General features: G+C 67.7%; 16 protein-coding genes and 2 pseudogenes. 3 read left to right on the top strand and 15 right to left on the bottom strand.

From position 1 onward, the window contains the following. Window positions 1-50 precede the first annotated feature (50 nt). The 5 genes and pseudogenes from ACIQD7_RS30175 to ACIQD7_RS30155 all read right to left on the bottom strand — a co-directional run bounded on the left by ACIQD7_RS30175 (window position 51) and on the right by ACIQD7_RS30155 (window position 5789). Window positions 51-1243, bottom strand: a pseudogene (locus ACIQD7_RS30175) (IS3 family transposase). 105 nt (window positions 1244-1348) lie between these two features. Further along, window positions 1349-1760, bottom strand: a pseudogene (locus tag ACIQD7_RS30170) (transposase family protein); the annotation flags it as partial. 227 nt (window positions 1761-1987) lie between these two features. Continuing rightward, window positions 1988-3097 (bottom strand): glycosyltransferase family 4 protein, encoded by a 1110-nt coding sequence (locus ACIQD7_RS30165; protein ID WP_402445721.1) that lies wholly within the window; start codon window positions 3095-3097, stop codon window positions 1988-1990. Window positions 3098-3135: 38 nt separating this feature from the next. After that, complete coding sequence (locus tag ACIQD7_RS30160) at window positions 3136-4482, bottom strand: hypothetical protein (RefSeq protein WP_402445719.1); 1347 nt, start codon at window positions 4480-4482, stop codon at window positions 3136-3138. A 50-nt stretch (window positions 4483-4532) separates the two neighbouring features. Next, window positions 4533-5789: a nucleotide sugar dehydrogenase gene (locus tag ACIQD7_RS30155; protein WP_402445718.1), complete on the bottom strand. Its 1257-nt coding sequence runs from the start codon at window positions 5787-5789 to the stop codon at window positions 4533-4535. A gap of 29 nt (window positions 5790-5818) precedes the next feature. On the opposite strand from ACIQD7_RS30155, the gene ACIQD7_RS30150 reads away from it, so the two are divergent. Beyond that, window positions 5819-6592 (top strand): glycosyltransferase family 2 protein, encoded by a 774-nt coding sequence (locus tag ACIQD7_RS30150; protein ID WP_402445716.1) that lies wholly within the window; start codon window positions 5819-5821, stop codon window positions 6590-6592. Between the two features lie 108 nt (window positions 6593-6700). Here ACIQD7_RS30150 and ACIQD7_RS30145 read toward each other — a convergent pair whose 3' ends face one another. The 7 genes from ACIQD7_RS30145 to ACIQD7_RS30115 form a co-directional block, all read right to left on the bottom strand. After that, a complete protein-coding gene (locus ACIQD7_RS30145) occupies window positions 6701-7603 on the bottom strand; it encodes a TauD/TfdA family dioxygenase (protein WP_402445714.1) in 903 nt (300 codons plus the stop codon). 285 nt (window positions 7604-7888) lie between these two features. Beyond that, window positions 7889-8341, bottom strand: coding sequence for a DUF6082 family protein (locus tag ACIQD7_RS30140; RefSeq protein ID WP_402445713.1), 453 nt, complete (start codon window positions 8339-8341; stop codon window positions 7889-7891). 155 nt (window positions 8342-8496) lie between these two features. Further along, window positions 8497-9069, bottom strand: a complete 573-nt coding sequence (locus tag ACIQD7_RS30135; RefSeq protein WP_402445711.1) for a DUF6624 domain-containing protein — start codon at window positions 9067-9069, stop codon at window positions 8497-8499. 32 nt (window positions 9070-9101) lie between these two features. Beyond that, the gene (locus ACIQD7_RS30130) at window positions 9102-10241 is read right to left on the bottom strand and encodes a GntR family transcriptional regulator (protein WP_402445710.1); all 1140 of its coding nucleotides are present in this window, start codon (window positions 10239-10241) and stop codon (window positions 9102-9104) included. After that, entirely contained in the window at window positions 10238-11467 is a 1230-nt protein-coding gene (locus tag ACIQD7_RS30125; RefSeq protein ID WP_402445708.1) for a hypothetical protein, read from the bottom strand. The genes ACIQD7_RS30130 and ACIQD7_RS30125 overlap by 4 nt, the downstream gene beginning before the upstream one ends. 418 nt (window positions 11468-11885) lie before the next feature. After that, a complete protein-coding gene (locus ACIQD7_RS30120; protein WP_402445707.1) occupies window positions 11886-12374 on the bottom strand; it encodes a hypothetical protein in 489 nt (162 codons plus the stop codon). Beyond that, entirely contained in the window at window positions 12371-12931 is a 561-nt protein-coding gene (locus ACIQD7_RS30115; protein WP_402445705.1) for an ATP-binding protein, read from the bottom strand. The genes ACIQD7_RS30120 and ACIQD7_RS30115 overlap by 4 nt, the downstream gene beginning before the upstream one ends. A gap of 620 nt (window positions 12932-13551) precedes the next feature. Between ACIQD7_RS30115 and ACIQD7_RS30110 the strand changes: the two genes are divergently transcribed. Both ACIQD7_RS30110 and ACIQD7_RS30105 read left to right on the top strand, forming a co-directional pair. After that, a complete protein-coding gene (locus tag ACIQD7_RS30110) occupies window positions 13552-14559 on the top strand; it encodes a hypothetical protein (RefSeq protein ID WP_402445703.1) in 1008 nt (335 codons plus the stop codon). 17 nt (window positions 14560-14576) lie between these two features. Next, window positions 14577-15128 carry a GNAT family N-acetyltransferase gene (locus tag ACIQD7_RS30105; RefSeq protein WP_402445701.1) on the top strand — a complete coding sequence of 184 codons (552 nt, stop codon included), beginning with the start codon at window positions 14577-14579 and terminating at the stop codon, window positions 15126-15128. Window positions 15129-15824: 696 nt separating this feature from the next. Here ACIQD7_RS30105 and ACIQD7_RS30100 read toward each other — a convergent pair. The 3 genes from ACIQD7_RS30100 to ACIQD7_RS30090 all read right to left on the bottom strand — a co-directional run bounded on the left by ACIQD7_RS30100 (window position 15825) and on the right by ACIQD7_RS30090 (window position 19183). After that, window positions 15825-16553: a hypothetical protein gene (locus ACIQD7_RS30100; protein WP_402445700.1), complete on the bottom strand. Its 729-nt coding sequence runs from the start codon at window positions 16551-16553 to the stop codon at window positions 15825-15827. Between the two features lie 289 nt (window positions 16554-16842). Further along, a complete protein-coding gene (locus tag ACIQD7_RS30095; protein WP_402445698.1) occupies window positions 16843-18021 on the bottom strand; it encodes a cytochrome P450 in 1179 nt (392 codons plus the stop codon). Between the two features lie 4 nt (window positions 18022-18025). Further along, window positions 18026-19183: an MAB_1171c family putative transporter gene (locus tag ACIQD7_RS30090; protein ID WP_402445696.1), complete on the bottom strand. Its 1158-nt coding sequence runs from the start codon at window positions 19181-19183 to the stop codon at window positions 18026-18028. Window positions 19184-19194: the final 11 nt, after the last annotated feature.

Genomic DNA, 19194 nt, shown 5'->3' with positions numbered 1-19194 from the left:
CGGGGAAGGGGTCGCGAGGGGGGTGAACCGCTCCGGGATCGGTGGAGGCTCTATGCGTTGGCTCCAGCCGCCGGTTGGGGCTGGTGTTGAGCGTAGTAGTTGGTCTCGTGTTCGTGGGGCGGGATGGTTCCGATCGCAGTGTGGAGACGCTGGTTGTTGAACCAGTCGGCCCATTCGGCAGTCGCGACCTCGGCATCGGCGATGCCGTGCCAGGGCTTGCGGGGCTTGATCAGCTCGGTCTTGCAGGGGCCGATCTGGGACTCCACGAGGGCGTTGTCCAGGGCGTCGCCGACGGTGCCGACCGAGGTGTCGGTGCCGGCCTCGTGGAGGTGGGCGGTGAAGGCGAACGACGTGTACTGGCTGCCCGCGTCGGAATGATGTCTCAGCCCAGGTCCGACCGGGTTTCTGGCTCGGTCGCGGCGCCATAACGCCATGTCGAGGGCGTCCAGGGCGAGCTTGGCCCGCTTGTTGGTGGCCGCGGACCAGTCGACGATCGCCCGGGAGAACACGTCGACAGCGAAGGCGACGTAGGCGATCCCGGACCAGGTCGAGACATACGTGAAGTCGGCGACCCACCGCTCGTTCGGCCGCGAGGCGGTGAAGTCGTGTTGCAGCAGGTCACCGGCCCGATCGTGCCCATCATCACGGATGGTGGTGCGGACGCGGCGGCCGCGTCGGACGCCCTGCAGGCCGAGGTCGCGCATCGGCCTTGCGACGGTGCAGCGGGCCACCAGTATGCCTTCGCGGTGCAGCTGTCTTCAGATCTTCCGTATTCCGTAGAAGCTGAAGTTGTCGGCGTGGACGCGGCTGATCTGCCTCTTCAGCTCCGCATCCCGTACCGACCGTGCACTGGGCGTCCGTTTCCTGGCCGCGTAGTAGGTGCTCGTGGAGATCTTCAGTCCGTGGCTGGCGAGAACTTTGCAGATCGGCTCGATTCCGAACGCCTGCCGGTGCTCGTCGATGAACGCTATGAGCGCTTCGACGGCCGGTCGAGCTCGCCCTAGAAGAAAGCCGTGGCCGCCTTGAGGATCTCGTTCGCCCTTCGAAGCTCGGCGTTCTCGGCCTTCAGCCGCTTGATCTCCGCCGCCTCCTCCGAGGTCACACCGGGGCGGTGGCCGGCGTCGACCTGGGCCTCGCGGGCCCACGTCCGCACCGTCTCGGCGGCACCGATGCCCAGCTTCGCGGCGACCGCCTTCATCGCGGCCCACTCGGTCGGGTAGTTGGGGCGGATCTCCGTGACCATGCGCACCGCACGCTCACGAAGCTCGGCAGGGTAAAGGGAAGGACGGGCCGTGAACTCGATCCTCTCTCAGGGAATCGAGCCTCCAACAGACCCGGAGCGGTTCGTCCACAGCAGCTCGCCAGCCGGATCGGTGAGGACCTGGACGTTCACGCCGTGCCGGCGGTGTTTGGCCGAGTAGTCGGCCCGGCTGTCGCCGACGCGGTCGCACTCGGCGAGGGTCCTGTCCAGGAGGACGAAGTCCGGATCGTGCTCGCGCAGCGTCCTGGGCAGCCCCAGAGCCCGTTCGGTGAGCAAGGCGGTCACGGCGGTGACGTAGGCGTGGGCGGTGCCGACGGATATCCCGAAACCGGACGCGATCCGGGCCAGGGTGTCGTGACGGCGCAGGTACACCAGAACGACGTGCGCGCTGGTACGGCGGGAGTTTGCACCTGCGGTCACCCTCATGGGTGGCGACGAGCATTGTGACCCTCTCGACGAGGGCATGCGGAAGGTCGAGTGCCGCAGGATAGGGAACCAACAGGCCTCCCGTGCGGGTGGGTTGAGGCGTCGAACACCTCCCGCAACGGCACGGGAGCCTTGTGCGGTGCGGCCCTCCCCCGACCTGACCGGCGTCACCCGATCAGTGACCACGCTGAAAATGCTCAGTGTGAACGTTGATTCGATGCCCTCTGAAGCGTGGTGAGAACCACACATGTCATAGCTGCCTTGGCCAGGGGGTATGGGGCCGGTTCCTGATCTTCGGGGTTAAGAAAGGACTCGGAGCGTCAGTTCACGAAGTCGACGGGCCGTGATGGTGATGTCGTATCGGCGGGAATTGTCGAGGGCCTCTGTGCTAAGGGCTGCGCGCCAGTGAGAGTCTCGGCCCATCTCGTCTAGCGCAGCGGCCAGCGAGGACGAGTCGCCAGGAGTGTAGGGAATGCCGGTGTTCCCTAATATTTCTCTCACGCCAGGGAGATCGGAGTGTATGACCGGAAGTCCGTGAGCCTGGGCCTCGATGAGGACGAGCCCAAAAGCCTCCAGGCCCTTGGTCGTGAAGACGAAAGCGTCGAAGGCTGATAGGCGGCGCCATAGGTCGGCGCGAGGCAGAGACGGATTGAAGTTAACCTGCTTCTGCAAGCCGAGTTCCGTGGCTCGCCGCTCCAAATGCTCCCGCAGAGTCCCGTCGCCGATCACAGTTAAACGGTGTGGCTGCTCGGTCAGAGCGAGTGCTTCGATGGCGGTGATTGTGGATTTATTGTCGTCCAAACGGCCGGCGTGTACTAGGGAGTGGGGCCCGGTTCCGAGCGGCGGACGATCGCGTACCTGGGCATCGTCCAGGGGGATGCCCCACGGGATGACAGTGAGTCGATCGGTGACTCGGCGTCCGGTGAGACGGTCGACGCGGTCAGCGAGGGCAGGAGTCGGGACGACGATGGCCGCGCTTGCGGCGGCGACTTCGTTCAGGCTCTCGCGTTCCTCCGGACCGTGCTCGGCTGCCATCACGTCGGGGCCATGGATGATGGCGATGATCGGAATGCTGCCAGCAGTTCGGGCGAGGGCCAGGCTGAGAGCGAGTCCGGGGTACTGGGCGTGGATGGCATCCGGCTGGATCTTCTCGATGAGTCCACCGACTTCACGCGTCAACTCCTGGAGGTAGGGGGCGAAGTTCGGGCCGTGGGGGCGTTTCGGCGTGGAGAGAGTGATCAGCTGGTCGAATGCAGCCGTCCAAGTCTGATCGACCGGCGTCCTGCCGAGGAAGGTCGTGCGGGCTTCAGGCATCGCGCGGTAGAGATCGCCGACAAGGATCATGCCCCCGGACGAAGGCGCGGAGGGACGGTTGATTCCGGTCAGGACACTCAGGGGCTTGACGGGCACGCGGCAACTCCTTTCATGGGTGTCTACTAAATTGTGGCTTAATGCTGGACTTTCAGAACCGTTTCGGCTCGTGAGTTATCGATGACATTCGATAACTTGCGCCGGAATGGAGGCGCCCACCACGATGCCAGGTGCGGTGTGAAATTTGCAGCAACCTCTTCGACCGGATGCAGGTAGCCCTTTCCGTTCAGCTCCGCCGTCCAGGCTCTGACTTCTGCTCGGGGGTAGACAGGGTTTATCCCTATCTCACCTTTGGGGAGTATTCCGTTGAAGGGGGTGGGAATTCCCTCATGATTCCAGTAGTCCCATGCTTTCAGTGCCTTGGATTTCTCGAAGCAGTGGTATAGCTGCGGATAGCGGGGCAGGTATCGGATCTCGCGGAAGATCATCTGCCCCATCAGCCCCGGCGCGGCTTTCTGTAGCGTGCCGAGATCAGAGCCCTGGAAGGTGAAGGACGCTGCGTCCTGGGACGGATGCAGCGTGGTCAGGGCGCACAGGTGGGAAAGTCGTCGTCGGACGTATTCGGCGACCCCCGGGGCGAGAGCCGGTTCGATGCCTTCGATGAGCTGGACGAGTCGCTGGTGGCGCGGATTGAAGCGGGTCAGATCGAACAGCTGGTCCATGCCGTCCACGGCGGCGAAGGCGAGCCGTTTGTAGAGCCAGTTGTTCAGCTCTCCCGTCTGGGCGTAGGCCTTGGTCTCGGGAGCGGTTGAGTGGAGCATCAGGTACTCGGACAGCACCTCGAAGTACAGGTAGCCGAGGAACGGTACGGCGGGCACAGCAGCGGCCAGCTGGTCGATGAACTCGGGCGCCGGGGTGGCGTTGCCGGCGGCGTTGTGCAGGGCGAGGTCGAGGAACGGGGCGGCTGCGTGCAGTCCGGCCAGTACGGCGCAGTTGAGCTGGTGGTTCTCGGCCGGGGTGAGGAAGCTCTGATAGCGCAGGTAGGTGCGGAGGTGGATGGGGCCGAGGTGTAGGTAGTCGATGCCCTTGGGTTGGATCGGGGCGTCCGGAATGACCTCGAAGACCATGGGCGTGATGGATGGCTTCGTCCGCATCAGATAGGCACCGAGGTTGTGGGGGCGCAGCCCCTCGGGCTGGCTGGTGAGGGGCGAGCAGTACAGCGCCCCGACCAAGCATCCGGTGGAGACGTGCAGTTGTCGGCTGGTGCGGATGGCGTCGATGTGCTTGGTGGTGTGCAGCAGGTACATCGGCTTTCCGCTGAGCAGTGCTTCCGTCATGGCGTTGCGCCGGATCAGCTGACCGTTGGGGGTTGAGCTTTCCAGGTAGTGGCGCCAGTCGCTCTCGCTGTCAGTCAGTGAGGCGGGAATGCGGCGCTGCGCGGGCCTGGTGTAGTCCGTGTGGGCGTGTTCCCATTCAGCGCGCAAGAGGACTCCTGGAAACGGAAGAGTGGTGGAAGGCGGTGCACTTTGAGGAGCTAAAGGGATTCGACGTTCGGCCCGGAGAGGCGGTTTCGGCAGTCGAAAACATAGGCAGCGCGCTTCTCGATCACCGGGAGATCGAACTGGGGGTGGTCCATGAGGAGCACTACGGCGTCAGCGGCCATGATCTCCTCCGCATTCGCATCCACCCGGGACACGTTCAGTTTGATCTCGTCACCGTCTGGGATGTTGGGGTCGGCGCCGCGTACGTCGGCGCCCAGGTCGATGAGGAGCTCGGCGATACGTGCCGAGGGAGAATTTCGGAGATCGATGGCGTTGAACTTGTAGGTCAGGCCCAGCAGCAGGATCCGTGCGCCGCTGACGGACTTGCCGCGCTTGCCGAGTGCTTCTGAGAGACGCTGGACGACATAGTCGGGCATGCGGCGATTCACGTCGTCGGCGAGTTCCACGAACCGGAAGGGGACACCGAGTTCCTGCCGGATCTTCCACGAAAGGAACAGAGGGTCCACGGGCAGACAGTGGCCACCGATCCCCGGACCCGGGGTGAACCGCGTGAAGCCGAAGGGCTTGGTCGCGGCTGCGTCGATCGCCTCCCAGATGTCCACACCGAGCGGAGCAGCCAGTGTCGCCAGCTCGTTGATCATGGAGATGTTGACGAACCGGAAGACGTTCTCGATCAGTTTGGCCATCTCGGCGACCTTCGGCCCGGACACCGGAACCGTGGTCTGGAAGATGCCGTCGTAGAAACCCTTGATCACGTCCAGGGACTTCGCGTCCATCCCGGACACCAGTTTCGGCGTCCCTTCGAACGACCACCTCGTGTTCCCCGGGGCGATGCGCTCGGGGCTGAATCCGGCCAGGAAGTCCACTCCGCCCTTGAGGCCGGAGGCCTTCTCCAGGATCGGCACCAGCACCTCCTCCGTGGTGCCGGGGTAGGTCGTGGACTCCAGGACCACTGTCGCGCCGGGACGGAGGTGCTCGCCCAGCGTCTGGGCGCAGGACTCGATGTAGGACAGGTCCGGCACGCCGTCCCGCAGCGGGGTCGGCACGGTGATCACCGCGATGTCGTAGCCGACCAGTGCGCCGGCGTCGGCGGTCGCGGAGTAGGCCCCGGAGTCCAGGACCGTGTGGAGCCGCGAGGAGGCCACGTCCGCCACGTACGAGCGACCGGCGCTGAGCCGTGCGGTGCGTTCCAGGTCCACGTCGTACCCGACGACGCGGTGGCCCACCTCGGCGGCGCGTACGGCGAGCGGCAGTCCCACGTAGCCTTGGCCGGCGACGACAACCTTCATGAAGACTCCAATCTGGGTAAGGAGCGGCTGTGCCCCTGGTTTCTGTGGTGATGCCGGTACACAATTCGGCGGCCACGCTCGGGTCCTCGGTTCGATCGGTCCTGGCACAGACCCACGCCGATTTCGAGCTGCTGATCACCGACGACGCGTCCTCGGACGACTCGATGGACCTGCTGCGGGAGCTGGCCCGGCAGGACGAGCGGGTCCTGCCGGAGGCGGCGGACCGGCAGGGAGGCGCGGCCCGGGCCCGGAACCTGGCCATCGCGCGGGCCCGGGGCGATTACGTCGCTTTTCTCGACAGCGACGACTGGTGGCTCCCGGCGAAGCTGGAGAAGCAGCTGACCTTCGCCGCGACGGCCGGAACACCGCTGACGTTCACCTCCTACTACAAGATGGACGCCGACCACGTCGGAGAGGCGGTCGACTTCGTCCCGAACGAGCGGGTGGTGTGGGCGCCGGCCCGGGTGGACTACCGCGCGATGCTGGTCCACGACTACATCGGGGCCCTGACCGCCATGTACGACCGCAACCTCCTGGGGACGAGGCTGATGCCGGACATGACCCGGCGGCAGGACTACGCGATGTGGCTGTCGATCATGCGTGACGGTGTGGACGCCCGGGCGGTACGAGAACCGCTGGCGGTCTACCGGGCCGGACGGGCGGGATCGCTGTCCTCGAACAAGCTGGCGCTGATTCCGTTCAACTGGGCCCTGTACCGGGAGCACGAACACCTCTCGGTACCGCGGTCCGCGCGTGCGCTGGCGGGCGCGGCCTGGCACTCGTTGCGCAAGTCACGCATCTAGCGCCTGGTCCGCAGGTGGGGCAAGCGGTGCGTCCGACCGTGCCCCGTCCCGTGGCCGGGCCGCGTGATCGGGGGCGGGGCTCGGTCGGGCACCGGCGCCGTCGGCCGGCTACATGGCCGGGCCGGAGCCGGACGGCACGCGCAGGAACAGCTGGAGGAGCAGCCGCCGGTCGGCGACCGGGACGGTCTCCTGACCGTTCTGGAGGGCCTCCCGGCCGTGCAGGAAGCGGCGCTGGTTCACGATGAGGTAGTCCCCGGCCCGGAGCATGAAGGAGACCTGCCCTCGGACGAGTTCTTCGACGAGTTCCCGGGCCGCGTCGACGTGCGCCTGGCCGAGTTCGGACCGCTCCAGCATCTTGGCTGTGAACCGGACGAACCCCTCGCCCGGGGCGGAGCCCTCCAGGATCGGGAACGGCTTGTACTCCTCGCCTATACCGTGCAGGTCGAAGAAGGTCCCGTAGTGGTAGGCCGCCTCGCTCAGCAGGCCACAGGTCTTCTCTGACAGCCGCGCCACCGCCGCGTGGGCATCGGAGAGGATGCTGGGACCGCCGCCGAGCGGATCGGGGCGGACACACAGAAGCGTGGTGTAGTCCGGGGGCAGGCTGGCGTTCACCAGGTCCATGTGGAACGCGTTGTAGCCGATGCCGCTGGACTTGCCGGGGTCCTTGTCGGCCTTGACCCCGATGTCCTTCCACAGGGGCCACCGGGGGAAGGGCGAGAAGGGGACGGCGACCTCGGCGGCGAAGGCCGTCGCCAGCCGCAGGAACCGCTCGTCGCCGGCCCCCAGCGCCTTGGCGAGGTTCCCCAGGCGCAGCACGGCGTATCCGCCGTCCTCCCCGGTCAGCGCGTGGTGCAGCGCCGCGGCGGTCTCCTCGAACCGCGGGGCGGCCGTCAGCTCGGCCCGGTACCGCTCCATGGTGGACTCCGCCAGGAACGAGCCGTCCAGGTCCCACGTCGGGAGAGGAAGACCGATCAGAGCGGCTTCGAGCTCTCTCGGGATGTCGATGAACACAGGGAGTTCCCTTCTCAGTCTGGTGATGCCGTGCGCGGGGGGCGAGTCGAGACCCCTCGCGCACGACCCTTCCGGTGTCGAGCCTTGGTCCAGGTCCAGCACCGGGCCCGGCCACCGATCAGTGCCTTACGCACTGACCAGCGGCAGGTTTGAGCGGGCCGACCGTGTCCTCCCTCACGAAGTTGCGGCCGGGGTGCGCCCAAGCGCGCCGCCTCCCTCTCGCCCGGGAGAGAGGCCCCCGTCACTGAGACCGCGCCGATCGGGGCACGGTGCGACAGCACCAGGTCAGGTGCTCGTCTTCTCGGGAGCGTGGGCCTTGACCACTGCCGCCAAGACCTTGGTGAACTTCTTGGACCGCCGGTCTCCGGCGGCCTCCTGGACCCGGATGGACCCGAACCGGGCCCAGTACCGCAGGAACACGTCGTTCTTCATGAGCATCGACGCGTAGAGCCGCAGGTTCTCCTGGCTGACCATGCCGAGCCGGTCGCGGAGGCCGAGGACGCAAAGGTGGAGGTTGACGTGGAGCAGCCGCATGTACTTCTTGACCTCCATGCCCTCCAGCGCCCAGAGTTCCGCGAGGCCCCGGTTCGTGGACACCGCGTTCAGCCAGTCGAGCCGATTGCCCGCGACGACGGTCTCGTTCCTCTGACGCTGGTGGCGCGCCTCCTGCACGAGGCGAGCGAGGCCAATTCCCGTGACGGCGATTCCCGCGAGCCGGGCGGTGGTAACGGTGTTCATCCTTCAACAGCTCCTTCGATGGGTTCAGTTGCCGCCTTGCCTGAGTGAGACGGGAGGGGAAAGGCGGCCTTTAGGGGCTCCAGAAGGCGCTGGTGAAGACGGGCCAGGTTCTGTGCCCAGCGGAGCGCGGCCGTCACCTTGGCCATGGACACCGCTCACCCCACACTCATGAACTCGACGGTCGCCTCGTCGGCCTGGAGCCCGGCGGCAAGGCGGCGTCTCAGGTCCTCCAGCGCGGTAGTGGCCGGCGGCAGGCCGACCTCGGCGCGGCGCGCGTCAAGAGCGTTCGGATCGCACACGGGTCCCCGCTCCGGGCCGGAGGGCCCGTTGCGATACTGGGTGCCGTAGACCTGGGCGGCGCCGCGCTGGAGGTCGCAGCGATCGTGAAGGTGGGCCCAATGCCGCAGTGGTACCTCGCCCAGTTGGACGGCCCGATACATCAGCCGCTCAGCGTGCCGCTGGTAAGGGGGCTGGTTGTCCGCCCGGAGAGCGATCCGCCACGCGGCACTCGCCCCCGCCTCGCCGGCGAGTGTCCATCCCGGCCAGCCGTGAGCGTCGGTGATCTGCCGCAGGACCTCCGCATTCGCGAAGTCGGCCCGGCGGCCTCTTCCGATCTCCGTACTGGAGAGCTGCCCGCGCACCAGACGGGACCAGTGCTCGTCGGCCCTCGCGGCGCGGACGATCAGCTCCTGGGCGATGTCCGGACGGCGCGCGTCGTGCGTGATCATGATGCCTCGGGAGTGGGATAAGGGCATGGTGGTCATGAACTGCCGCCCGTGGAGTCGAGGAGCTCGAGGACGACGGCGGCCAGGCAGGCCGTACGCCACAGGTGGTCAGGGGAAGTACTGGCGGGTACGAGGGCCGCGGCCCGGCGCAGCCGGGAGCGCGCCTCACGGTCGTCCGGGTCCTGTTCGATCAGGTGCACGGTGGCGGCGATCAGACAGTGGCGGGTGCGCTCCAGGGCCGTGGGGTCGGGAGAGATGCGTGCTCTCCACCAGTCCTGGGCCCGCTTGCAGGTCTTCCGGATGCCGAGGGCGCTGAGGTCGGCGTCGGACGCCGCTCCGTTGCGCAGTCGGTCGACCAGGACGTGGGAGTCGGCCGCAGGCTGTACGGGGAAGGGTGGTGCAGGATGCACGGTCGTACGGGCCCAGGCCCCTCGGATCACCGCCCCTTCGTTCTGCAAGGTGCGCAGTGCCGCGGTGACGTCGGGCGCGGAGGACACCAGGGTGCGTGCCAGCGGAACGAGCGAGGGCAGGTGCGTCTTCGGCGGGTAGACGCCAGCCTGGATGAACATACGCAGGAGGGCGGCGATCTGGACGGGCCGCTCGTCTTGGGCGGTGACCCACCACTTTCCCGGCGGGAAGAGGGAGACCAGTCCCTCGCCGCGCAGGTCCTGGAAGGCCAGTTCGATGCGGCTGAAGTGGGAGCGGCTGAGGCCGAGTTCGGCTGCGATCCGGCCCGGTGCCAGCCGCGTGCCGGGCAGATAAGCGCCGTTGGTGACCGCCGTTCGTACGTAGTCGGTGATCGCCTTGACGTCCGGCCCCGCCTCCGCCTCGATCAGGGCATGCAGGAGGCGGATCGCGGCGTTGCCCAAGTTCACCAGCGGCGGGACGGGAGCGCCTTCGGCGTCCGGACGCCGTACGCCGGCGATGCATTCCTCCCAGCGTGTACGGTCCGACGGCGAACCGGCGGCCTGTTGGAGCCGACTCTCGGCCAGCGTGATCCAGGGCTCCACCAGAGCCCAGACCTTCTCGCGGTCCTGCTCGGCCTGCGAGGACGAGCGGTAGGGGAGGCCCTTCGCCGCGTGATGAACACGGAGCAGCGCGGAACGCAGCCGCAGGACCGTCGACGGAGCAAGGGAGTCGTCCTCGGTGGTGAGGGCGGCGGTCGCGGTGGTCATGATGCTCCGAGGGTGAGGCTGAGCGGGGTGCGGGAGCGCGGGGCGAAGTGGCGTACCGCCGTCTCGACCAGGACGAGGACCTGGAGGACCGCTGCCGCCAGACATGCCGTGCGCCACAGGTGCTCCAGCGGGTCCGCGGGCAGGTCCGCCAGTGCCGTGATCGCCGTGCGGCGCAGGACGGTGCGCACGTCGGCGTCCGGGGCGCTCGGGTACAGCTCGACCACGCGGGGGATGCCGTAGGCGGCCGCCGTGATCAGCGTGCGGAAGACGCGTTCCAGAACGTCCGGGCGCGGGGTGTGCCGGACCCTCCACCAGACCTGGACCTGCCGGCACGTCGCCCGTACCTCGGAGAAGGGGAAGGTGATGCCGGTGATCGCCTTGCCGCGTAGCTCCTCCACGCGGGCGCCAAGGTTGAAAGGACCCGGATCCAGGGGGAAGGGAAGGTCGGCTCGTACGACCGGCCGGTACGCCGTGGAGCGTTTGAGTACCTTCTCCGCGCCCAGGATGCGCAGGGCGGCGCCGGTGTCCCGCGAAGTCGCGAGGAAGTCGCGGGCCAGCATCAGGCGGGCGGGCAGCGGAGACTGCGGCAGGTAGACGCGGGCCTGGATCAGGGTGCGCAGCCAGGCGGCGATCTGCGTGGGCCGCTCGACAGGCGCGGCGCTGCCGGCGACCCAGGTGCGCCGGGCGTCGTTGATGACCGTCGTACCCTCGGCGGTCAGGTCGCGCAGAGCGAGCCGGACGCGTTCGACCGGCGCCGGGGTTCCTTCCTTCTCCGCCTCATCGGCCAGGTGGAGTGCCGAGAGCGACGTGCCGGGCGGGCAGGTCCCGTCGGCGATCAGCTTTCGCAGATGATCCGCGATCTCCGTGACGCTCGGGCCAGGGCGTTCGGCCTCCAGCAGCGCGCGCAACAGGGCGCGGGTGAGGGCGGGCGGCTCCGCCGGGTTCGAGACCGGCTCCTGGACCCCGAGGCACCGCGCGTCGTCGATGAGCCGGCGCCAGCGGTGCTGGTCCGACGGCGATCCGGCGGCCAGTCGGTGCCTCGTCTCGGCCAGGGCCAGCCACGGCTCCGCCAGCGCCCAGACCGCCGCGCGGTACTCCGCCCCCCGCGTGCTGGGGCCGGTACTGAACCGGGCGGCCGTCTTCTGCAGCTCGCGGAGCGCCGCACGAAGACGACGCTCCACCGACCCGTCCTGCTGTGCGCCGGGAACGGAGAGGGAGGTAGTCATGCGGATGCTCCGGAGGCGGGGGAGTGGAGGAAGGGAGCTCCTGCCGGTCGCCGCTCCCGAACCGGCGCCACCGGTAAGGACCGGGGCGGTTCGAGCGGCAGGCACCCGCGAGGGTCGGCAAGAGGAAGTTCGACGACGCGGTGGGCGCTCCACGTCCAGCGACCGCTGGAGGCGGTCGCCGAGAACCGGAACGGCTCGCCGCGGTGCAGCGTGGCCACGGCGTCCCTCGCGGCGGGGTGATCGCCCAGCCACGCCCACACGCGGTGGAAGGTGTCGCGGTCGAGCTCCGGCCCGATCGCGCGGGCGGCTTCGCGCACCCACTCGACGGCGGTCCGGGGACTGACCGTGGTCCGTCCACTCGGCAGAGGGAGGACGCCTGCGTCCACGTCGGCGTGGCACCAGTACGCACGCGGTAGCTTCACCGCTCAGCCCCCTCGCCGTCCTCGGCGAGGAGACCGCGCAAGTCGGCGGCCGCCATCGCCAGGCGCCGAAGGCGCGCACGGTCGCGGGCGAAGTCGCCTACGGGGTGGGGTTGCAGGGCGCGTACGGCCACGGCACGGGCTATGGCCCCCTCCAGGTTCGGGTACGGAGGCATCCACTCGCGCTTCTTCGCGATGACGATGAGCCGAGCAAGCATCCGGTCCAGACGGGTGAGGGCCCGGCCCACCTCGGCCATCATGGCCTCGCTCGGCTTGAACAGCCTGCGCTGTAAGAGCCCGTACCGCCATGGGCGCAGCCACGGCCCGACCAGACCCACCGGCCCGGTCGGCTCACCGAGAACCGCGTCCAGGTCGTCCGCCAGGTCCTCGTCGTACAAGAAGAGGGTGTCCAGCGCATCGATGGCACGCCGTGCTCCCGCCTCGAACTCCGCCGGCGAAAGACGCGTACGGGTGGAAGCGGTACTCACGCCGCCACCGTCCCGGCGGGCTCCGGCCCGTACCGGAAGACGCACCACGTCTCCCCGGCGCTGCACCCCCAGGAGTCCGCGACCGCGTCCACGAGGAGCATCCCGCGCCCGGCCTCGTCGTCCGGGCCGGCGTCCGTCACGACCGCTCGGTCCCGACTCTCGGCGAGCACGACCACCTTCACGTAGCCGGCCCCTGTCGAAAGCCGAAGCGAAACCTCGCCGCAAGCGTGACGGATCGCGTTGGTGACCAGCTCCGACACGACCAGGACCACGTTGTCGGACGTCTGCTCCGGAGCGTCAACCCCCACCAGGAAGCCCATCGTTGCCCGACGCATGTCTGATATGCGTTCCGGTGCCGGGAGGAACGCGACCTCAAGAGCTGAGGTCTCCTCCGGGACTATCCCGGGGCTGTGAGGTCCGGCAGTCTCGCGCTGCTGATTCGGCGGACTCGAACGTGGGATGGTGCTTTGGCGCGTCACTTCGCTGGCCTCGGCTTCCTCGGTGCGAGGGGGACCCGCTCGACCAGCTGCTGACACGACGGCGTTGTGCCTCGTCATGTCATCGCAGGGTCGGGCGGAGGATGACGTCGATCGCCCGGTCCTACCTCCCGTTACAGCAGGCGACCGGAGTGGAGCAGTGAGTAAGAGCTTCGCGAGCCGGGCCGCCCGGATCCACCCCAAGATCACCCTCGGATCTGCCTCAAGCGGATGAAGGGATTCCTCAGAACGCCCTCTGAATTCCTCGGACTCGTCCAACTACTCTGTTTTCCGGCGCCGTTAGAGATCGCTCGTTCTACCGTCGGCGCTGGTGACGCACTGGGCTCTCACGCCGAGGAGGCACGATGACGACGTACTTCCGAAAGCTGCTGGAAGCTCGGGGTATCGGAAACGCGACCACGTTTCTGCAGTGGTACCGGAGTACTGCGGCAGGTCTCGACGGTGGGCCCTACGACACCCCGGCGGACAAGACAGTCGAAGGCTGGCTCTACCAGGGCCGACGTCCTCAGCACGCCTTCCGCCCAGTCATCACGGCGATGCTGGAAAGGCCCTTCGAAGAGCTGTGGCAGCAGGTGCCGGAAGGAGACCCCCTCCACGCACTCGCGGTCCCCGGTACGTCACCGGTATTCGGCCATGTCAACCCCGGCATGACCCCGAGCGACATGAGAAGGACGGGCGCTATGGCAGTCCGACGTGCACGGAAGTACCTGCTGGACAACGACCAGCTGCGAGTGGGAGACGCCTCCCTGCCGCTGCTCCAGGACGAGGTCGCGCGGCTGGTCCGCGACTACCCCCGACGGTCCCTCGGCGAGATCTGGGAGGACCTCCTCAACACCCACGACGAAGTGCTCCACCTGATCGACACCAGGCGATTCACACCGTCCCAGCTCCGGGACACCAACGTCATGGCCGCTGTCCTCAGCTTCCTCGTCGCCAAGGCGTTCAACGACCTCGAAGACCGCGATCAGGCGCGCACGATGAGCCTCGTGGCAGCTGCCTTCGCCAAGGACGCCGAGCACCCCGGTCTCATCGCCATGGTCAACGGCCTCCAGTCCCTCATCGAGTACTGGGCCGACCGGCCCACCGACGCCTTCTTCTACGCCAAGAAGGGCGCCGACAGCGCCGCCGGCCTGCGCGGAACCGTCGCGCCCTGGCTCCTGGGGCTCCAGGCTCGTGCAGCCGCCCGCATGGGGGACGAGGAGAACGCGCTCCAGGCGATCGCACAGGCCGTCGAACTCCGCGAGCGCGTCGTCCCGGACGACCTCGACGAGCTCGGCGGACTGCTGACCTACTCCCACGCCAAGCAGCTCTACTACACCGTGGAGGCGGAGGCACTGCTCGGCCACGGCAACGAGGCCCTGACCCGGCAGGCGGAGGAGGCGGTGCTCAAGTTCAGCGACGAGGAGGCCCCGGACTGGGCCTTCGGTGACCTCGCCGGCGCCCGCTGCAACCTCTCCCTGGTACGCCTCCACAACGGCGACGTGGAAGGTGCGGCGGAGGCCATCCGCCCCGTGCTCGACCTGTCCACCCCGTTCCGCAACAACGGCATCGTCGTCTCCACGCTGCGCGTCCGGGACGCCCTGCTGCACGGCCCCGCCCGTACGGCCGTCGCCGCACGCAGCCTGCAGGAGGAGATCGCCGCCTTCCCGCCGCAGCGACCCGCCCTCCTCCCGGGCCGGTCCGGCTGACCCGATAAGGTGCCCCGGTGACTCCCGTATCGCGCAGTGGCCCCCGTCTCCGCCTCCGTGAACTCCGGCACGACGATGCGGACGGTGTCTTCGCGATCTACGGGAGCGCCGAAGCAACGGAGCACCTTTCGTTCGAGCCGCGCACCGAGGACCAGGTGCGCGGCATCGTGCAACGCTCCATCGAATCCGCCCGGCAGACGCCTCGCAGCGAGTACGCCTTGGCCGTCATCGGCCCGGAGCACGACCTGGTCGGCTTCGGCCGACTGGCTCACGACCCCCACCAGCCCCGCGCGGCCACCATGGGGTTCGCCCTTCGCCCGGACGTCTGGGGACGCGGATACGGCCTCGAAACAGTCCGTCTCCTCCTGGGCCTGGCCTTCGAAGACCTGGACCTGCACCGCGTCTGGGGTGCCAGGGCACCGGGCAACACCGCCTCCGCGCGCACCATGGCCGCAGCCGGGATGGTAGAAGAGGGGACCATCCGCGAGCACATCAACAAGGGTGGCCGGTGGCGCGATTCCGTCGTCCACGCCATTCTGGAGCGTGAGTGGCAGGCCGACCGCGCTTGATCGCGCCTCGGTAAAATCCGCACTTCTGCAGCGACTCAGCAACCGGCCTCGTACACCGCCCGGTAGCGCTGTTCGGTTATTCCTTCGGCCTCCTGGGGGCTGCGCAGGAAGTCAGCGTAGGAGTCGGAGGCGATTACCTGAAGAGCGTCACGCTGGAACAGAGGTCAGGTGGAGGCGGCGCCCAGGTCTTCGTCAGCACCGCCGAGCCCGGCCTGGGCCGCCCGCCGGATCGCCGTTCGCTCCCAGGAGATGACCTTCGCCTCGTGGGCTTCGGTCGCTCGCAGCTTCTCCTCGGCGCCCTACTCGCGGCGCTCGACCTCGAAGAGCGCGGCCCGCTCGGCACCCCGTGTTGCCGTGACGAACTCTTCGGGCTCCTCGGTATCGCTGAAACCGAGGCCGTCGATGAGCTTCTTCACTATTGCTCGGCCATCCTGGGTCTTCTCCCTGGCCAACAGCCACGACAGGCCGTCCTGCGTGGCTGCGCCAGTACCGGGATCGTCGTCGGGCTTGTCCGGGTTGTGTTCGGACGAGACTCAGAGAGCCGGGTAGATCAGTCGCCCGTCACGACGGTACCCGTCCTGAGCGAGTGGGTTGGGGAGCAAAGGGCACCTCACGCGTGAACCATCCACAGGTCTTCAGCGCCCTTACGCTGATGATCAACTCAACTCTTCTCGCGCGAGGCAGCCTTGGCCATCATCAGAACGGCCCTTCTTTGGCGAAGCGGTCCGCTGCGCTCTCGAAGCTCTCGGCCTCTTCCAGGTACTCGCGGGCGAAGATGGGGTCGACCATGGACAGACTTCGGTAGATCGAGGCCAGGTTCCGGGATACGGTTACGACCCGCACATTGACCGGATGGTCGATGCCGCTTGCATCTTCACCTTCCCCGATGTCCTCCTCAGTCAGCTTGTTGAGGGCGTCCCACGCCTCTTTCCGCTCCTGCCACGCCTCGGCAAGTGCCGTGCTCAGTCCTTCGGTGCGGCCCCGCTGGTGTGCCTCGTACTGTGCCGAGCCTGAGAAGCGGATCGCATCCAGTCCGTCGGAGACTGGACTGGCCGCGTCATCGGCTCCCCGCGCCCACTCGTCGAGGCGCTTGGCGAGGACGAGTCCGGGCACGCCACTCCGGTTGCGTCGGCCGTCCCTGATCCAGTTGAGAATCGACTCACGCCGCTGGTACCGATGCCTGGCAAGCTTTTTGCTCTGCTCTGAGGAGAGGCCGCACTCGCGTTCCACGACGATGGCGGCAGCCAGCAATTCCTCGGCCCGCTCCACCAGCTCCATTGCCTGCGTGATCAAACTGCCGGGCTCAGGATCGATCCCGATCGGAACCAGGGCTGCGGACCCTTCGGCCAGCGCCTTGGCCCGTGAGGAGAGTTCGAGGCGGGCTTCGTCACGAGGCGACAGTACGTCGGGCTGCGTATCGGTCATGTCACACACGGTAGAACCGACCTCTTCAGGCTGTCAGCCGATCCGCCCGCTCCACCCCCAGCCGAGGGCCGACTGGCGACCACCGTCGCGCCGCCACCTTACGTCAGCGGATTCGGTAGGAGCGCACGGCCGATCTTGGAGTCTGCTTCGGACAGTCCGAGGTGGTTCTGTACGGCCGTGGTGTCGTCGGTGGCGTCGGCGAGACGGACGGCGGCCTCGAAGACGCGGACTGGATCCGCCCGATGAGGTGATCAGTCGTACTCGCAGCTCGACGAACTCCATGGAGGTGTCACGTCAGGATGAGCAACGACTCCAAGCCGCGGACCAGTTGGGTTCGCCGCCAATTCGGTTTGCTATGCGGCTGAGCGAGCCGGATTTCCGGGAACCTGGCGAGCACGGATCGCAGGGCGATTTCCACCTCGGTCTTTGCCAGGGGAGCACCGACACAGCGGTGAATGCCGTGGCCGAAAGCGAGATGAGCAGCCGCATTTCGGTCCAGGTCAAGCCGATCCGGCTCCGGGAACCGCTTCGGGTCTCGGTTGGCAGCCCCGAGAACAACCTGTACGGGGACGCCGGCCGGGATGCCGGTACCACCGAGCGTGATGGCTTCCGTGGTGAACCGGAAGGTGGCCGTGTTCACCGCGGAGTCGAAACGGAGCAGTTCGTCCAGTGCGGCAGGGATCTCGTCCGGATTCGCCCGGAGACGATCCAGCTCGGCCGGATGTTGAAGCAGCGCCAGGAGGGCGTTGCCAAGGGCGTTGGTGGTGGTCTCGTGTCCGGCCACGAGCAGCAGTACGGCCAGGGAGACCAGCTCTTCCTCGCTCAGGTGGTCGTCTTCGTCACGAGCTGAGATGAGCCGGTCGAGAAGAGAGCTGCCGGGGTCCCTGCGCTTGGCGGCGACGAGGTCCCTCATGTAGTCGGCCATCGAGTGGGAGGCCGCGTCTATGACGTCGGGCGCTCCTGCCGCGAAGAGCTGCGCGGACCAGCGCTGGACATCGGACCGGTCGGCCTGCGGGACTCCGAGCAGCTCGCAGATCACGATGACCGGCAGCGGCACCGCCAGGCCGGCCACGAAGTCGAACGGTTCGCCGACGGACCACTGGTCCAGCAGCTCGTCGGTGACCCGGGTGATGAACGGGCGCAGCTCCGCGACGGCCCCGGTCGTGAAGGCCTTGGTCACCAGCTTGCGCAGCCGGGTGTGCTGGGGCGGATCACTGGCCAGCATGGTGTGAGCGACTGCGGGGTGCAGACGGCGACGTGACCTTTTACCCGCGAAGAACACGGCCGTATTCTTCGAGAGCCGAGCGTCGCCGAGAGCGGCTCGGGCCTCCGCGTAGCCGGTGACCAGATAGCTGGTACGCCCACTGGAGCCGGCGATTACAGGCTGCACCGAGCTGGTGGACCGCATGGCCGCATAAGCCGGATAGGGATCCTTGGGGAAGTCGGGGTTCTGAGTCGGGTCGGTCATGACCTCAGGCTCCAATGGGCTGCGGCCGACCGCCGTCGACGACACGCTCGACACAGTCGACATAGGCGTTCGCCACCAGAAGAAGCCACTCCGCGTCCGCACGCAGGTCCCTGCGGGAGGCGGCCTCCGCCGTCGGCGGAGCAACATCGTCGGCGAACCGTCCGGCCCCCAGGCCGGCGAGCGCCGCCTTCACGACGGCCGCCTCGACTACCGCGGCACCTCGCACCGTTCCGGTGTCGACGGTGTCTTGGGCCGCTTCCTGCACCCTGCGGGACCGGTAGGGCCGCAGAGCGAGGATGCCGTCGCTGATCTCGATGACCCGCCGCTGGAGCAGGAAGTCCGAGTCGGTAGCTACGTCCTCGATGTCCGCGGGCGAAAGGACGATGTGAGGCATTGCGGCCGACAGGTCCTGCCACAGGGGACCGAGTGCCTCGAAGGACTGCACCTCCCAGCGTCGGCGGCGGGCCTGGCTGATCGGGTAGGCCACGGCGGGCAGTGTCAGGCCGAGGCAGATCAGCAAGACGGCGAGCGCCGGCGCGGTCACGCTGAAGGCACATCTGCCGACGAGCGACGAGCACTCCGAGTGGCTGTCGATGAGACCCAGCCCCAGGCTCAGGTCGACAAGTCGCGTCGTCTTGTAGGCGACGTAGACCAGAGCGAAGACACAGCCTGCCGCTGCGGTACGAAGCCCTATCCGGACACTGTCTCGACGCGTCGAGTTCGACTGCCGTACGGCCTGCACCAGGAAGTCGACGACCGCGAAGCCGAGATAGGAGACGTACAGGAGCAGGTAGAGCGCGTACACCTGGGGGGAACGGTGCGTGAGCTGTTCGTAGGCGAACAGGGTGGTCATACCGAGGATCGCCACGGTGAGGAGAGCAAGGCGTACTCGGATCCGACGCCGAGCTTCCGAGGGGTCCAGGTTGAGCTGGAACGACACGGCCAGTACCGCCGTGGCGGCCGCCAACGAAGCGCAGTTGCTCAGTAGTCGGGCGACGTGCGGCACGAGCGTCTCGACGGTGTCCTCGACCAGCGGCGCGTAGGAGGCGAAGGCCAGGGCGAATGAGCAGAGAAGCGCGCCCATGGCCCAGGTTCCCGTCGGGCGGGGTGTTCCTCGACCGAGTACCCAGTAGCCGGCAGCCACAGCGAGCAGGAGAGCCATGCCAAGGAAAA

This window comes from Streptomyces sp. NPDC093071, from assembly GCF_044754545.1.
GTDB lineage: Bacteria > Actinomycetota > Actinomycetes > Streptomycetales > Streptomycetaceae > Streptomyces.
This window is presented reverse-complemented; position numbering and strand designations above follow the sequence as displayed.

Bases quoted from the DNA above. Each gene is read 5' to 3' on its own strand.
- ACIQD7_RS30155 (WP_402445718.1), bottom strand. From the start codon at position 5,789: ATGAAGGTTGTCGTCGCCGGCCAAGGCTACGTGGGACTGCCGCTCGCC.
- ACIQD7_RS30140 (WP_402445713.1), bottom strand. From the start codon at position 8,341: ATGAACACCGTTACCACCGCCCGGCTCGCGGGAATCGCCGTCACGGGA.
- ACIQD7_RS30135 (WP_402445711.1), bottom strand. From the start codon at position 9,069: ATGATCACGCACGACGCGCGCCGTCCGGACATCGCCCAGGAGCTGATC.
- ACIQD7_RS30130 (WP_402445710.1), bottom strand. From the start codon at position 10,241: ATGACCACCGCGACCGCCGCCCTCACCACCGAGGACGACTCCCTTGCT.
- ACIQD7_RS30125 (WP_402445708.1), bottom strand. From the start codon at position 11,467: ATGACTACCTCCCTCTCCGTTCCCGGCGCACAGCAGGACGGGTCGGTG.
- ACIQD7_RS30115 (WP_402445705.1), bottom strand. From the start codon at position 12,931: ATGACGAGGCACAACGCCGTCGTGTCAGCAGCTGGTCGAGCGGGTCCC.
- ACIQD7_RS30110 (WP_402445703.1), top strand. From the start codon at position 13,552: ATGGCAGTCCGACGTGCACGGAAGTACCTGCTGGACAACGACCAGCTG.
- ACIQD7_RS30100 (WP_402445700.1), bottom strand. From the start codon at position 16,553: ATGACCGATACGCAGCCCGACGTACTGTCGCCTCGTGACGAAGCCCGC.
- ACIQD7_RS30095 (WP_402445698.1), bottom strand. From the start codon at position 18,021: ATGACCGACCCGACTCAGAACCCCGACTTCCCCAAGGATCCCTATCCG.
- ACIQD7_RS30090 (WP_402445696.1), bottom strand. From the start codon at position 19,183: ATGGCTCTCCTGCTCGCTGTGGCTGCCGGCTACTGGGTACTCGGTCGA.